This window comes from Actinacidiphila epipremni, from assembly GCF_012034175.1.
Classification (GTDB): Bacteria; Actinomycetota; Actinomycetes; order Streptomycetales; family Streptomycetaceae; genus Actinacidiphila; species Actinacidiphila epipremni.
In genome coordinates this window covers 24,797-38,714 of sequence record NZ_JAATEJ010000039.1, presented here as the reverse complement: position 1 = coordinate 38,714, position 13,918 = coordinate 24,797, and the positions used below count along the sequence as shown (strand labels likewise).

The 13,918-nt window shown below is 73.2% G+C and carries 11 protein-coding genes and 1 pseudogene; 5 read left to right on the top strand and 7 right to left on the bottom strand.

Annotation, left to right across the window (positions count from 1 at the left end; genetic code table 11):
- Window positions 1-936 precede the first annotated feature (936 nt).
- The 3 genes and pseudogenes from HCN08_RS37015 to HCN08_RS32420 all read right to left on the bottom strand — a co-directional run.
- Window positions 937-1,914, bottom strand: a pseudogene (locus HCN08_RS37015) (LamG domain-containing protein); the annotation flags it as partial.
- A gap of 2,482 nt (window positions 1,915-4,396) precedes the next feature.
- Complete coding sequence (locus tag HCN08_RS32425; RefSeq protein WP_322974812.1) at window positions 4,397-5,371, bottom strand: transglutaminase-like domain-containing protein; 975 nt, start codon at window positions 5,369-5,371, stop codon at window positions 4,397-4,399.
- Between the two features lie 72 nt (window positions 5,372-5,443).
- Window positions 5,444-5,821 carry a hypothetical protein gene (locus HCN08_RS32420; protein WP_322974811.1) on the bottom strand — a complete coding sequence of 126 codons (378 nt, stop codon included), beginning with the start codon at window positions 5,819-5,821 and terminating at the stop codon, window positions 5,444-5,446.
- 264 nt (window positions 5,822-6,085) lie between these two features.
- Here HCN08_RS32420 and HCN08_RS32415 point away from each other — a divergent pair, with 264 nt between their 5' ends.
- Both HCN08_RS32415 and HCN08_RS32410 read left to right on the top strand, forming a co-directional pair.
- Window positions 6,086-6,460: a type II toxin-antitoxin system RelE/ParE family toxin gene (locus HCN08_RS32415; protein ID WP_167986901.1), complete on the top strand. Its 375-nt coding sequence runs from the start codon at window positions 6,086-6,088 to the stop codon at window positions 6,458-6,460.
- Window positions 6,457-6,816, top strand: coding sequence for a helix-turn-helix domain-containing protein (locus tag HCN08_RS32410; RefSeq protein WP_167986900.1), 360 nt, complete (start codon window positions 6,457-6,459; stop codon window positions 6,814-6,816). Before HCN08_RS32415 ends, HCN08_RS32410 begins: the two co-directional genes overlap by 4 nt.
- A 12-nt stretch (window positions 6,817-6,828) precedes the next feature.
- Here the strand turns inward: HCN08_RS32410 and HCN08_RS32405 are convergent, their stop codons facing one another.
- Window positions 6,829-7,572, bottom strand: a complete 744-nt coding sequence (locus tag HCN08_RS32405; RefSeq protein WP_167986899.1) for a LuxR C-terminal-related transcriptional regulator — start codon at window positions 7,570-7,572, stop codon at window positions 6,829-6,831.
- The gene (locus HCN08_RS32400; RefSeq protein WP_167986898.1) at window positions 7,569-8,939 is read right to left on the bottom strand and encodes an ATP-binding protein; all 1,371 of its coding nucleotides are present in this window, start codon (window positions 8,937-8,939) and stop codon (window positions 7,569-7,571) included. The genes HCN08_RS32405 and HCN08_RS32400 overlap by 4 nt, the downstream gene beginning before the upstream one ends.
- 159 nt (window positions 8,940-9,098) lie before the next feature.
- Here HCN08_RS32400 and HCN08_RS32395 point away from each other — a divergent pair, with 159 nt between their 5' ends.
- Window positions 9,099-10,475, top strand: a complete 1,377-nt coding sequence (locus HCN08_RS32395) for a PspC domain-containing protein (protein ID WP_167986897.1) — start codon at window positions 9,099-9,101, stop codon at window positions 10,473-10,475.
- Window positions 10,472-10,693 (top strand): hypothetical protein, encoded by a 222-nt coding sequence (locus HCN08_RS32390; RefSeq protein ID WP_167986878.1) that lies wholly within the window; start codon window positions 10,472-10,474, stop codon window positions 10,691-10,693. The genes HCN08_RS32395 and HCN08_RS32390 overlap by 4 nt, the downstream gene beginning before the upstream one ends.
- Here the strand turns inward: HCN08_RS32390 and HCN08_RS32385 are convergent.
- Both HCN08_RS32385 and guaA read right to left on the bottom strand, forming a co-directional pair.
- On the bottom strand, window positions 10,638-11,216 hold the full coding sequence (locus HCN08_RS32385) for a DoxX family protein (protein WP_167986896.1): 579 nt from the start codon (window positions 11,214-11,216) through the stop codon (window positions 10,638-10,640). The two genes, HCN08_RS32390 and HCN08_RS32385, sit on opposite strands and share 56 nt — an antisense overlap.
- A 181-nt stretch (window positions 11,217-11,397) precedes the next feature.
- Window positions 11,398-13,020: a glutamine-hydrolyzing GMP synthase gene (gene guaA / locus HCN08_RS32380; RefSeq protein ID WP_407648921.1), complete on the bottom strand. Its 1,623-nt coding sequence runs from the start codon at window positions 13,018-13,020 to the stop codon at window positions 11,398-11,400.
- Window positions 13,021-13,273: 253 nt separating this feature from the next.
- Between guaA and HCN08_RS32375 the strand changes: the two genes are divergently transcribed.
- The gene (locus HCN08_RS32375; RefSeq protein ID WP_167986895.1) at window positions 13,274-13,564 is read left to right on the top strand and encodes a chorismate mutase; all 291 of its coding nucleotides are present in this window, start codon (window positions 13,274-13,276) and stop codon (window positions 13,562-13,564) included.
- The last annotated feature ends 354 nt before the right edge of the window (window positions 13,565-13,918 follow it).

The window sequence follows — 13,918 nt, the reverse complement described above, 5'->3', positions numbered from 1 at the left end:
CGCGGCAGAGCTGGGGATGGGAGGGAGCTACGGATGCGCTGTACGGATGCGAGCGTGCGTACGGGTCCGGCGGGCCGGGTCGCGGCCCGCCGGACACGGATGGGGGCCGCCGGCGTCAGGCGCCGGCGCCGAGCACCGGCGTCAGTCGCCGACGACGGTGCCGATCTGGTCGGAGTCGGACATGGCGCCCGCCCAGACCCGGACGTCGTCGACGAGGGCCGGCAGGTAGTGGCCCCAGGCGCCGGCCACGTAGCCGTCCCCGACGGTGAAGCTGGCGGTGCCGACCGTCGCGGTGTAGGGCTGGGTCTCCTGGCCGTTCTCGCCGAGGTAGAGCGTCGCGGTGCCGATGGCCTTGCCGTCGGCGTCCTGGTCCTGGGCGTCGAACACGCCCGTCAGCCGGACGGTGCCCTCGCCGTTGGAGGTGTCGCCGCTGTTGCTGGAGCCGACCTCGACGGCGGAGGCGGCGCCGGAGAAGGTGCCGTCCGCGTCGATCCGGCCGAACAGCCAGCGGCTGGTGGGCACGGTGATCTCGTTGTGGTCGTCGTCCAGCGCGGTGGTGCGGCCGGTGAGCTGGTACCACAGGCCCCACGAGGAGCCGTCCGCCGAGCGCTGGCCCGCCACCTGGCCGGTGTAGCCGTCCGGCCTGGCCAGGATCGCGCTCTGGTCGACCTGGACGCTCGCGGTGACGGTGAACGAGCCGGTGGAGTCCACCAGGGGGTGGGTGAGGGCCGCCGCGTCGTCGACACCGTCCAGCACGAGCGCGCCGCCGGCCAGCGACGCGCCGTTCTGCAGGGTGAGCGCCTGGCCGTAGCCGCTCGCGGTGTCGGTCAGCGGCCCGGTGCCGGTGGCCGCGGGGTCGGGCGCCCAGGCGGCGACGTTCTCCACGGACGGCTTGCCGTCGGCGTCCAGCAGCTGCGCGTCCTGGGCGATCTCGTCCGGGGTGAGCGCGCGCTGCCACACCTCGACCTCGTCGACGCGGCCCTTCCAGTATTCGGTGGCGCCCTTGTTGGGGTCGACGTAGCGGCCGAACTCCAGCGGGCCGTCGCTCGCGCCCGCCTTCGCGCCGGCCGGCAGCACCACGGGCGCGCCCTGCGGGACGCCGTTGACGTACAGCGCGATCGTGCCGGCGCTCTTGTCGTACGTGGCGGCGACATGCGTCCACACGCCGGGCACCACGTCCGTGAGGCCGTTGGCGCCGACCCAGCTCGCCGAGGTGCCCGAGGGGTACGTCCACAGGAACACCCAGCGGTGGACGCCGGACGAATAGCGCAGCGTGAAGCTGGACTTGTCGCTCGACGTCTGCGACAGCAGCGAGTGGTAGGCGGTGGTGTCGGTCAGGTTGACCCATGCGGACACGGTGAAGCTGTCCTGCGTGTTGACCACCGGCCCCGAGGTGTCGGCGTAGCCGGTCTGCTGCGTGCTGTTGGTGGTGTCGTTGAGCCACAGCGAGTTGTCGCCCGCGCCCCGCCGGCCCAGACTCGACCACCCCGCACCGGCGTTGCGCAACGTCGCGGTGTGCCGCGCACCCGGCGCCGTACCGGAATCAGCGGCACTCACAGCACCGCTGCCCGGGGCCGAGTCGCTGAAGTGCCAGCGCCCCACCGCGTCCGCGCCCGCCGCGACCTTGAACACCACGGTGGACGTCGCGCCCCAGCGGCCCGCGGTGTCCTTGGCGCGCACCTGGAGCTGCTGCGTGCCGGCCAGCGTCGGGGTGATCTTCGGCGTCACGGTCGCGCCGGCGATCTCGCCGGACCAATTGCCGCTGCCGAGCTTGTACTTGTACGCGGTGATCTTGCCGGCGTCGGACGGGTCGGGCGCGAAGGTGAAGGTGCCAGCGACACCGGGGCCGCCGGCCTCCGCGCACGCGTTGGTGTCGCAACTGCTGTACGGGGTACCGAAGGTGACCTTGGGCATCTTCGGCGCGGTGGTGTCGATCGTGAAGTAGCACCAGCCGGTGGTCGTCACGTTGGAGTGCGAGTTGATGTGGGTGGAGCCGTTGTCCTGGTAGCTCCAGGTCTCGGCCGCCATCCGGTAGGGGGTGTTCTCCTTCAGGGTGATCGGCGAGGGGTACGAGACCACGCCGTTGTCGCCGACGAAGGCCGGCGCGCTGGGCCGGATCGGCTCGGTGGCCGTCGTCCAGGTGGTGCCGGACTCCGACTGCACGGTGAACTTCGCGCGCAGCTTGGCCGGTGCGCCCGCGGGCGCGCCGCCGGAGGCGACATGGACCTTCGCGTACAGCTGCGGGGTCGGGTCGGTGACGACCGCCGGGTCGGACGGGCTGGTCTGGCAGGTGGAGCCGGCGCCCTGGAGGATGCCGACGGAGGTCGGGACGGCGGGCAGGCCGACGAAGGTGACCGACAGCACCGCGTCGTCCTTGTAGCGCTTCCACGCCGAGGTGTCGCCCTCGTCGTGCGCCCGCAGCTCCAGCGTCAGCCGGGAGAACTTGCCGGCCGCGAAGTCCCGTACGGTCGGCGTCAGGTTCTCGTCCGGCTCGGCGGAGTTGTCGGAGAACTCGATGGGCGCGGCCGGCGAGTCCGGGTCGCACGTCGAGCCGCGGCCCGCGGAGAACGACCGGTCGACCATCCAGTCCAGCTCCTTGGGCCGGGAGGACCAGGTGGTGGAGGACGAGATGTTGTTGGTACGCACCAGGTCGGTGGTGCGCGCGGCGCACTGGAACGCCCAGGGGGACGTCACGCGGAAGACCGCGGAGAGGACCTGCTTGCCCTTGAGGTTGGCATTGGAGAACTCGAAGTAGAGCTTCTGCACATAGCCGGGGCCGCAGTAGTAGCCGTCCCAGGTACCGCACTTGCCGTCGCCCTTGCCGCGCTGCGAGCCGTCGGTGGCGGTGTTGTCCCAGGCGTAGTCGCTGTAGCCGTCGCTGCGCAGCAGGGTGCGCTCGGCCAGGCCGCTGTTCAGCGAGACGTCCGGGTCGATGTAGAGGGGGTAGGCGGCCGGGTCCGTCTGCGCGAGAAGCGCGGTGTCGGGGGTGACGGCGAGCTTGTCGCCGGTGACGGTGACCGGCACGGTCGTGGCGCCCGCGCCGGGGGCGGGGCCGTCGACGGCGGTCGCGGGCGGGGCGCTCGCCGCTTCGTCGGTGGGGACGGCGGTGGGGGCGGCGGTGGGGGCGGCCTCGCTCTGGGCGGACTTCGGCTGGGCGCTCTTGGGGTGCGCCGCGTCGAACCGGGCCTGGGCCGCGGGGCCGGTGCCGTGGGAGTCCCACATCTGGGCGGGCGGCGCGGTGAAGACCTGCTTGCCGTCGGCGTCGACGCCGCCGATGCCGCCGTCCTTGAGCGGGGTGACGGTCAACTGGTCGCTGCTGACCCGGTAGTTGAGCTTCTTCAGCGCCGGATTCGCCGCGGCCTCGGGGGACTTGACGACCAGCAGTTCGCGGTAGCCCTGCACGGACGCGGTGAGCCGCAGGTCCACGCCGGGCAGGACGTCGGGGTACGTGGCGGTGTCGCCGTCGAGTTGCGGCGCAGGCAGCGCGCCGGGCCAGCCGAGCGCGAGCGACCGGCCTTCGCTGCCGATCCGCACCATGGGGGTGCTGCCGCCACCGGAGAAGGCCAGGTCCACCATCGCGGCCTTGGGGCCGATGGTGCCGTCCTCGTGCCGCACCAGTGTCGCGTCCGGGGCGGTCCAGCCGCCCGCCTGAGTGCGCACCCGTACCGGTACCGCGGAGATGTCCTGGGTGTACGTGACCCCGTCCGGGTTGGCGTACACCGTGTCGAACTCGGTCCTGGCGGCGGTCACTTCGACCCGCTTGCCGGACGCCTCGGCCTGCTGGGAGGGGGTCCGGGCGCTCTTGGCCGCGCCCGTGCCCTTCCCGGCACCGCCGGCCGCGGCGGCCTGCGCCCCCACGGCCGGCAGCGCGGCCAGCAGCCCCGCCGCCGCGAGCCCGGCGACCACCGGTCTGAACCGTGTGAGCCAGGCACCGTCCTGGCCCCTCGTGCGTTGCTTCACGTCGTCCACCCCACACCGCGATCGGTCAGTAAGAAGACCAAAAGAACCGCAGAGGGAAGTACCAAGTCAATAGCAAAAGGAGGTGCTGGCAATACCTGCCGGCTGTCCGCCGGTGCTATTCTCAATTAAAGCTCAAATTACCTGCTTCCGTTGTTGCGAATGGGGGCGGGGAGGCGGGGGTGCGGCAAGGGGTGTATGGGGCAACTTCCTGCCCCGTTTTGGGGTGGCGGACTGCCGCCACCCGACCGTCACCCCGTCCCGGGCACCGGGAACCCGAGGAGCCGAAGGGATCACATGAATCCCTCTCGCCCTCAAAGTGAACTCCAGGTGAACAGAAGTTGGGCGAAGTAAATATCCCGCTCTTCCGGAGCGCTCTTTTCCGCTTACCGGAAAGCCCCGGCGGGAGTCGAAAGGACCTTTTCCGGCTTTTTCGCCGTCAGCGCAGGGTCACGTACGCGGGGCCGCGCAGCGGGGCCAGGGATCGTACGGTCGCCGGAGTACGCAGGCCGTCCTCGGCGGTGAACAGCTCGCGCGCGGCGGCGAAGTCGACCGCCGGTCCTGCGGTGACCGCGGCGGCGCGGTCGTAGAGGGCGAGGATCTCCGGGGTGAGGTCGGCGTCGTTGTCGGCGCCGGCCCCCCAGATGTCCCACAGCAGCGTCTCGACCTTGTTGAGCGCGGCGAGGTCCAGCCGGATGTCGCCGGCCACGAACCAGGCGCCGACCTTGGGATCGTCCGCCAGGTCGAGGCCGAACCGGCGCGCCTCCACCTCCCCCGCGCGTATCGCCTGCCAGGCGGCGCCCGCGACGAGGAAGCGGTCGCGGGGGACGTCCATCGGGTCGAAGTCCATCGCGTAGTGCTCGGGGTCGGCGATCTGCGGGTCGGCCAGCAGCCAGCCGCGCGCCTCGTCCCAGTATTCGGTGACGACGTGGTCCCAGTGGAAGCCCTGGTCGGAGAAGTAGGTGGCGAAGCCGGAGCGCAGGCGCGCCGGGATGCCCAGGTGGCGCAGGAACGACACGTGCAGCAGGGTGAAGTCGCGGCAGATGCCGACGAAGCGGTCCTCCCACGCGCGCCGGCAGGTCAGCGAGCGCGGGTCGCGCGCGGCGACCAGCCCGAGGATGTCGTCGATATAGCGCGTCTCGGCGTCGTCCCGCATCCGGTCCTCGGCGATCGGCACACCGAACTGCCCGCCCTCGACCCGGTGCACGAACAGCCCCCGCACGACCCGCGCCAACTCCCCCACGCCCCGCGGCAGATCGGCGTACAGCCCGGCGTACGCCCCCGGGTCCGAGACGGTGCTCTGCGAACCGTAGTACGCGGCCTCGGCGGGCGAGAGGGACGGAGCGGCCATGAACGGTGCCTCCAGGACGGCGGATTCGGCCGTACGTTCGAGCAACGGACGGCTGCCGCTCACCGTGCCAAATTTCGCCCAAAAATGTCCAGCGCGTTCGCCCCGCCCCTCCCGGCGGTCCGGCGCTGTGCGGCCCTAGTGCCCGCCGGAGGGCTGCTCGCACCCGGGGTGGTCCGGGTAGCCGCCGAAGGCGTACGCGTGGGTCTCGGCCCGGTTCATGTCGCCGTCCACGCACAACGGGGCGGCGTCGATGACGAATCCCACGCCCGTCGGGCCGTTCTGGTACGTCCGTACGGAGGTGAAGCCGAGCGTGCTCAGCGCGCTCTGCGCGCTCGCCGGGTCGAAGTCCCCCCGCGCCCTGATCGGTTCGAGCACGGCCTTGACCTTCGCGACGTCCGCGAGGCCGTCGCAGCGCTGCTGCCCGTGCAGGGGGAACGGCACCATGAAGCCGTGGTTCTCCGCGTAGTGGTCGGTGGGCGGCACGGCGGCCCCCGTACTCGCCGCAGTCGCCACCGGCGCGGCGGTCTCCCCCGGGCAGACCACCTCCCCCACCGCACTCGGCGTCCGGCCCCCGCCCGCGCCCCCCACCTGCCGCGCCCCGCACCCCCCGAGAGCCAGCACGACCCCCACCACCACGACCCCCGTCCGCCCCCACCCCACGCCCCACCCCTCCCCTACGCCCGCCCCCCCGATCCTCCCCCACCCGGGGGCGGGCCGCCCTGGTCAGGGGCCGCTTTTCGGCGGCGGCACGTATACGTTTTTCTGTATAGTCGGGGAGTGAGTGATCCCTGGCAGATCGAGATCGAGCCGGAAGTGCGCGAGTGGCTGGAGCTCTTACCGGACCGGCAGTACGACAGAGTCGAACGGGCCGCAGACATGCTGGCCGCCGCGCCGACCACGCTCGGGGAGCCGTTCTCCCGGCATCTCGGTGACGGGCTTCGGGAGCTGCGCTTCGTTCTCGACGGCAACGCCGTGCGGATCACGTATTGGCTGGCCCCGCGGCGCCGCATCGTACTGCTGACGGTGTTCCGTAAGACGAAGCAGCGCGAGACAGCCGAGGTCGAGCGTGCCCGGCTGGTGCGCAAGGAGTGCGAGGCGGAGCACCGGGCCGCCGAGCACAGCTACGACCGGATCAGGGAGGAACGCCCGTGAACCACTCCGCGTGGAGGACGCGCCGGGCCAGGAAGCTGCTCGGGGAAACGGCCGAGGAATCCGCCGCCTACGTCGAGGCCGGGCACGGCTTCGCTCTCGCGCAGGCGGTGTACGACCGGCGCACCGCGCTGGGGCTGTCGCAGGTGGAGCTCGCGCGGAGGGCCGGGATGACGCAGCCGCAGATCTCGGCCGTCGAGGGCGGGGACTCGGTGCCGACCCTGCCGCTGCTCACCCGGCTCGCCAAGGCCCTGGACGCCGGGCTGACGATCGACCTCGACGGGGACGTCTCGTCCTTCGTCTTCACCCCGCACGGCGACGATCACCCGGCACAGGGGGATCGCTCCTCGGCAGCCTGATCCCGGCGCGGGTCAGACCAGGCGGCGGGCGGTGGCCCAGCGGGTGAGTTCGTGGCGGTTGGAGAGCTGGAGTTTGCGGAGGACCGCGGAGACGTGGGATTCGACGGTCTTGACGGAGATGAAGAGCTGCTTGGCGATCTCCTTGTACGCGTAGCCGCGGGCGATGAGGCGGAGGACCTCGCGTTCGCGCTGGGTCAGGCGGTCGAGGTCCTCGTCGACGGGCGGGGCGTCGGTGGAGGCGAAGGCGTCGAGGACGAAGCCGGCCAGCCGCGGGGAGAAGACGGCGTCGCCGTCGCGGACCCGGAAGATGGAGTTCACCAGGTCGGGGCCGGTGATGGTCTTGGTGACATAGCCCCGCGCGCCGCCGCGGATCACGCCGATGACATCCTCCGCGGCGTCCGAGACCGACAGCGCCAGGAACCGCACCGGCCGCTCCGGGTCCGCGGCCAGGGTGGCGCAGCGGCGCAGCACCTCGACACCGCCGCCGCCGGGGAGGTGGACGTCGAGCAGGACGACCTCGGGGCGGGTCGCGGTCACCACGGCGACCGCCTGGTCGACGTCGGCGGCCTCGCCCACGACCTCCACGCCGGTCTCCGCGGTCGCGCCGATCTCGGCCTGCACCCCGGTGCGGAACATCCGGTGGTCGTCGACCAGCACCACGCGTACGTGGCGCCCGCCGCCGCCCTCCCCAACCGAACCCGCCGAATCCGCCGAATCCGCCGAACCCCCGGAACCCGCCGGCGTCGTGTCCGTCATGTCGTGACCCTCTCCATCTCCAGTTCGACTTCCGTGCCGCCCCCCGGCGCGGAGCGCAACCGCGCCTCGCCCCCGTTGCGCCGCATCCGGCCGATGATCGACTCCCTGACGCCCATCCGGTCGGCCGGCACCGCGTCGAGGTCGAAGCCGGGCCCGTGGTCGCGTACCGACACGAAGACCTTGGCCTCCTCGACCTCGGCGTAGACCTGGACGGCTCCCCCGCCACCGTACTTGGCCCCGTTCACCATGGCCTCCCGCGCGGCCTGCATCGTCGCGACGAGGCGCTCGTCCAGCGGGCAGTCCCCGACGCACACCACCTCGACCGGCACCCCGTGCCGGTCCTCGACCTCCGCGGCGGCGGCCCGTACCGCGTCGGCCACCGTCGTCGGCTCGTCGTCGCGGCCGGTGCCCTCCGGGCGGTACAGCCACGCGCGCAGCTCGCGCTCCTGCGCCCGGGCCAGCCGCAGCACCTCGCGCGGGTCGTCGGCGTTGCGCTGGATCAGCGTGAGGGTGTGCAGCACGGAGTCGTGGACGTGCGCGGCGACCTCGGCGCGCTCCTGCGCGCGGATCCGCATCAGGCGCTCCGCCGACAGGTCCTGCGTCATCCGCACCAGGTACGGCCCTGCGATCAGCGCGACCCCGACCAGGACGGCCAGCGCCGCCTGGAGGATCGCCCCGAGGTGGCTGCCGGAGCCGCGGACGACGATGAAGCCGGTGACGCCCGCGACGACCAGCGCGACCCCGCCGGCCGCCCGCACCAGCGGCCAGAAGCGCTTGCCGTGGCTCATCTCGACCCAGCGGGCCTTGCGCGCGTTGTCCGCCTGCCGCCACACCAGCGCCACGCCGAGGCCGATGACCAGCAGCGGCCACACCGCGCGGTTGGCGGCGCCGAGGTTGAGGCTGTCGATGAGGATGCCGGTGCCGACGGCGAGCGCGATCAGCGCGAGGATCTGGCCCTTGTCGGGGCGCTTGCCGGCCAGCCACGAGCGGGCGTCGCGCGGCTCCTTCGCCTCGGCGACACCGCCGACGCCGAGCGGGACGAAGAACCAGAAGACGGCGTAGAGCAGCACGCCGATGCCGTTGAAGGACGCGAGCACCAGGAAGAGGACCCGCACCCACAGCACGGGCAGGCCCAGGTGCCCGGCCAGGCCGCGGGCGACACCGCCGACCCAGCGGCCCTCGGAGCTGCGGTAGAGCTTGCGGGGGGACGCGTCGGGGTCGGGCGGGTTGAGGAACGACGCACCCGTGGGCGTACCGGCGGACCCGGCCCGGGGGCCGGCCCCGGCGCCCGGGCGTTCACCGGCCGTGCGCGGCCCGCCGCCGGGCGGCGCGGTGTGCGCCCCACCCGGGGCACTGCTCGCTGACATACCCCCGATCGTCACACGTCCGGCCCCCGCGGGGCATCAGGGTTGTCCCCCCACGGTCCCCCCAGGGGTTGACCCGGGTGCCCTCCCAGGGTCGGATCAGGGTACGGCCAGGGTGGGGCCCGGTGCCGGGCGCCCCGCGGACCGGCCACCATGGATGCCATGACGGACGAGCCGACCGACGAGCCCCCCACCGGGCCGCCCCACCCAGACCCGGACCCGGACCCGGACCCGGGCGCCGCAGCCGCCGCGGACCCGGCCGCCGGGGCCACCCGGGCCTCGGCCGCGCAGGAGGCCGGCGAGCCGGACGAGGACGCCGGGCGCCGGCCCCGCATCACCCGCGGGCGCGAGCACAAGGTGCTCGCCGGCGTGTGCGAGGGCGCCGGCCGCTTCTTCGGCATCGACCCCGTCATCTTCCGCATCGTGCTCGCGGTGCTCTCCCTCACCGGCGGCATCGGCCTGATCGTCTACGGCATGGGCTGGCTCGTCATCCCGCAGGAGGACGAGGAGCAGAGCGAGGCGCACCGCCTGATGTCCGGGCGGATCGAGGGCGCCCCGCTCACCGCCGTGCTCATGACGCTCGTCGGCTGCGGGCTGTACGCCTCGATGCTCGGCAACGGCACGAACCAGGCGTTCTCCCTCATCCTCCTGTTCGCCACCGCCGGCGCCGTCTACTGGTCGCAGCTGCGCCGCCGCGCGCCCGGCGAGCAGGCGTCGCCCGCGACCGCCGCGGCCGTGCCGCCCGCCCCGCCGGCCGTCGCGCCGCCGCCCGAGCCGGGAGCGCCCTCGTGGTGGCGCGAGCCGCTGACGAAGGAGCCGCCGCAGTATCTGTGGGGCCCGGACGACGGCCCGTACGGCGAGACGGAGCGCCGGGCGTGGAAGGACCGCAGGAAGGCGGCCCGGGCGGGGCAGGAGCGCTCCTGGCCGTTCGCGCTCGCGGTGTTCTTCCTGACGGTGACGGCCCTCGCGGTCGGCACCGGCGCCTCCTGGGCCTACCAGCCGGCCGCGGTCAGCGCGGAGATCGGCCTGGCCGCGGCGCTCGGCGTGCTCGGCACGGCCTTCGTCGTGGCGTCCTTCGCCGGCCGGGCCCGCGGCGGCACCGCCTTCTTCTCGGTGCTCATCCTCGCCGCGCTGGTCGGCACGACCGCGCTGCCGCGCGCCGGCGGCAACGGCGTCGGCACCACCACCTGGCACCCGCTCACCGCCGGCTCCGTCCAGCCGCTGTACGAGCGCGGCACCGGCCGCGGCCGGCTCGACCTCACGGGCCTGCGGCTGCCGGCCGGCACCACGGTGGACACCCGCCTCAAGGTGGGCGCCGGCCGGGCCGAGGTGCGGCTGCCGCCGAGCGCGACGGTCGTGCTCGAATACGACGTCGGCGTCGGCGAGACCGTGCTGCCCGGCAAGGTCAACCACGGCGTCGAGATCCACTCCGGCCGGCACCGCACCGTCACGCTGCGGCCCGCCGCCGGAACGCCCGCGACAGGAACCGTCGACCTGCATGTCGAGGTCGGCGTCGGACAGCTGAAGGTGGTCGGATGAGCCGGCACCGCTTCGAACCCGCGGCCCTGGTGATGGGCCTGGTGCTGTGCACCCTGACGGTCTTCTTCCTGCTGGACGCCGGCGGCGTGTGGCACCTCGGCCACACGCTGGCCGGGTGGCTCGCGGGCGCGGGCCTGGCGCTGGCCGCCGTGTCCGGCGTCCTCACGCAGGCGGTGCGGGCGGTACGTGCTCGCCGCGTGCGCCGAGGTCGCGCATAGCCGCGGCGATGGCGCCCTCCCCCACTGCCGAGGGCGCCACCGCCCGGCCGCCGCCCCGCCGCCGCTCCAGCCACCGGTCCAGCGACAGCGCCGGCGTCCCGGCGAGCACCAGCGGCAGCCAGGCCATCAGGTACGCCAGGTCGTTGCCGTAGTAGTACGGCGTCGTGGACCAGCTCACCGTCAGCCACAAGCTGAGCGAGATGAGCGCCCCACCGGTCGCCGCGACCCGCCCCAGCAGCCCGAACAGCGTCCCGAGCCCCACCGCCAGCTCCCCGAGCGCGATCGCGTACCCGAAGCCGTGCGGCGCCTTGAGCGCGAGGTCGACCATCGCCGGTATCGCCGCGTTGTCGTGCGCCCCGTGCAGGATCTGCACGAGCGAGCCGTTGGCCCCGTCCGTGAAGAACGTGTCACTGGTCAGCTTGTCGAGCCCGGCGTAGATGAACGTCACCCCGAGGAACACCCGCAGCGGCAGCAACGCGTACCGCCGCCCGGCCTCCCGCCACGCCTCGATCGTCTCCCGCATCACCGACCACCTCTCCCACCGCACACACCCGGCCGGCTTCCTGCAAGCCCCGGCACCACCCCCTCATACGTACACCAGCCCCCTATGACTCACCCCGGCCGAAAACCCCCCGACCCCGGCCACAGCCGGGGGCCGTGGTCGGGGTCGGGGTGCGGGCGGGCGGTCCGGGAGGCAGCCGCGGCTACTCCCACTCGATCGTGCCCGGGGGCTTGCTCGTGATGTCGAGGGTGACGCGGTTGACGTCGCGGACCTCGTTGGTGATGCGGGTGGAGATGCGGGCGAGGACGTCGTAGGGCAGGCGGGACCAGTCGGCGGTCATGGCGTCCTCGGAGGAGACCGGGCGCAGGACGACGGGGTGGCCGTAGGTGCGGCCGTCGCCCTGGACGCCGACGGAGCGGACGTCGGCGAGGAGGACGACGGGGCACTGCCAGATCTCGCGGTCCAGCCCTGCGGCCGTGAGCTCCTCGCGGGCGATGGCGTCGGCCTCGCGCAGGAGGTCGAGGCGGTCGCGGGTGACCTCGCCGACGATGCGGATGCCCAGGCCCGGGCCGGGGAAGGGCTGGCGCTGGACGATCTCCTCGGGCAGGCCCAGCTCCTGGCCGACCATCCGGACCTCGTCCTTGAAGAGCTTGCGCAGCGGCTCGACGAGCTGGAACTCCAGGTCCTCGGGCAGGCCGCCGACGTTGTGGTGGGACTTGATGTTCGCGGTGCCGCTGCCGCCGCCGGACTCGACGACGTCGGGGTAGAGGGTGCCCTGGACCAGGAACTCCACCGGGTGGTCGTCGGGCGCCTCGGCGACGATCTCGGCCTGCGCCTGCTCGAAGACCCGGATGAACTCCCGCCCGATGATCTTGCGCTTCTGCTCGGGGTCGCTGACCCCGGCGAGCGCGGCCAGGAAGCGCTCGGAGGCGTCCACGACCTTCAGCTGCACGCCGGTCGCCGCGACGAAGTCCTTCTCGACCTGCTCCGTCTCGCCCTTGCGCATCAGCCCGTGGTCGACGTACACGCAGGTGAGCTGGCTGCCGATGGCCCGCTGGACGAGGGCCGCGGCGACCGCGGAGTCCACCCCGCCGGACAGGCCGCAGATCGCCCGGCTGCTGCCGACCTGCGCGCGGATCGCGGCGACCTGCTCCTCGACGACGCTGCTCGTCGTCCACGTCGGGGCCAGGCCCGCGCCGCGGTAGAGGAAGTGCTCCAGGATCTGCTGGCCGTGCGTGGTGTGCAGCACCTCGGGGTGGTACTGGACGCCGTAGAGCCGCTGCGCGTCGTTCTCGAACGCCGCGACCGGCACCAGCTCGGTGGACGCCGTCACCGTGAAGCCCTCGGGCGCGGCCGAGCACGCGTCGCCGTGCGACATCCACACCGACTGCTCGGCGGGCGTGCCCTCGAACAGCGTCGAGGCCGGCTTGGACACCGCGAGCGCGGTACGGCCGTACTCGCGCGCGCCGGTGTTGTCGACGGTGCCGCCGAGCGCGGTGGCCATCAGCTGGAAGCCGTAGCACATGCCGAAGACGGGCACACCGGCCTCGAAGAGCGCCCGGTCCAGCCGCGGCGCGCCCGGCTCGTACACCGAGGACGGGCCGCCGGACAGGATGATCGCCTTGGGGCGCCTGGCCAGCATCTCCTCGACCGGCATCGTCGAGGGCACGATCTCGCTGTAGACCCTGGCCTCGCGCACCCGGCGGGCGATGAGCTGGGCATACTGCGCCCCGAAGTCGACGACGAGGACGGTGTCGTTCTCCGGCGTGAAGTCGTCGGTGATGGCTTCTGGGGTCGCGGAGGACGCGGGGGTCGCTGGTGCCACGTGCTGCCTTCCGGCGGTCGCTGCGTTTCGGGGGGTCGAATCCCGAGTCTACCGTCGCTACACTCACCCCCATGACCGCGCACAGCTTCGCGTTTACCTATGGCACCCGGCCCGGCCGGCTGCCATGGTCGCGTCGCGTGTGCCGCTAGACACCGCGACTTCCAGGCGCCCCGGGCCGTACGGCCCGGGGCGCCTGTCGTTTCCGCCCGGGCTGTACGGCCGCCCCGGCGCCGGGAGGTCGGCCCAGCAACCGATGGAGCAGACCGTGACCGTACCCATGCAGCAGCCGCAGCCCTCCGCCCCCGAGGAGGTCATCGCCGCGAACCGGGCCCGTATCGACGACCTCGACGCCCGCATCATCGCCCTGGTCCAGGAGCGCATGGCGGCCTCCCGCGCCGTGCAGCAGGCCAGGATGGGCGCCGGCGGGCGGCGCGTGCACCTGGCGCGGGAGATGGAGATCCTGCGGACGTACGGCGACGCGCTCGGCCGCCCCGGCACGTCGGTGGCGATGACGCTCCTGGAGCTGTGCCGGGGCACGGTGTGACGCCGGGGCGGCCCGGTGCGGACGGCGAGGCGGCGCGGCCGGACGGCGACCCTTTCGAGGGGGATCACCCGAACGGCACGTGACCGGCCCGCGGCGCCTTCGTTGGAGGTGGTGTCCGTGTCAGCCAGGGGCGGTCACCAACACCACGCGTGGAGATGGACACCGCCCAGACGCAGCTGGGCGGGATGATGACCGGTGCGATGAGGCGGCTGCAGCGATGCGCCCGCCGTGGGACCTCGCACCGGTACCGGTGGCCGGACGGCAGGGGACAGCAGCCCGGCCACACCTTCAAAGAGGCGGTCGGTTCCGGGGACGCCCGGTACCGGCCGCTCTGCGGCAAAGCCGCGGAATCAC